The 461-nt window shown below is 54.9% G+C and carries 1 pseudogene; it reads left to right on the top strand.

What is annotated here, in order from left to right:
• Positions 1-258: pseudogene (locus FCS21_RS16950) on the top strand (hypothetical protein); the annotation flags it as partial.
• Positions 259-461: the final 203 nt, after the last annotated feature.

The raw sequence follows: 461 nt of genomic DNA, 5'->3' as shown, positions 1-461 counted from the left end.
GTTCAGCTGGATGTTCCGCCATTGGGCGGGGAATCAATTGGCCCCGGTGGATGTCCACCACTGGAGCAAAGCACAAAGGAGGCCACACCGATGAATATCCCTATCCCGGCTGAAACCCCGGACCCGAATATCGACAACCCGACCTTGCCCCCCACGGAGCCGGAGCCGATTCCCGAGAAGGAACCGCCGGAAACCCAACCGCCAGCGGTGGAAGAACCACCAACGACAATGCCACCGGTGATTGTAAGAACCAGCTGACGGCGACGGGAGGCTCGCTCGAAAACAAGATATCGCCCTTCGAGCGGACCTCATGAAAAACCGAAATTTCCTTCGCTATTAAGAAAATATTGCTTAAGCCCAGCTTTATATACTGACCTCGCGAAATGCTCCCCCCACCCTTTGGGATAAGGCGTTTCAGTCCATTCTTCGTGAGGTTATATATGTCGACCATCCCTCCTCAG

It is taken from the genome of Colwellia ponticola (assembly GCF_005885605.1).
Lineage (GTDB): Bacteria > Pseudomonadota > Gammaproteobacteria > Enterobacterales > Alteromonadaceae > Colwellia > Colwellia ponticola.
This window is presented reverse-complemented; position numbering and strand designations above follow the sequence as displayed.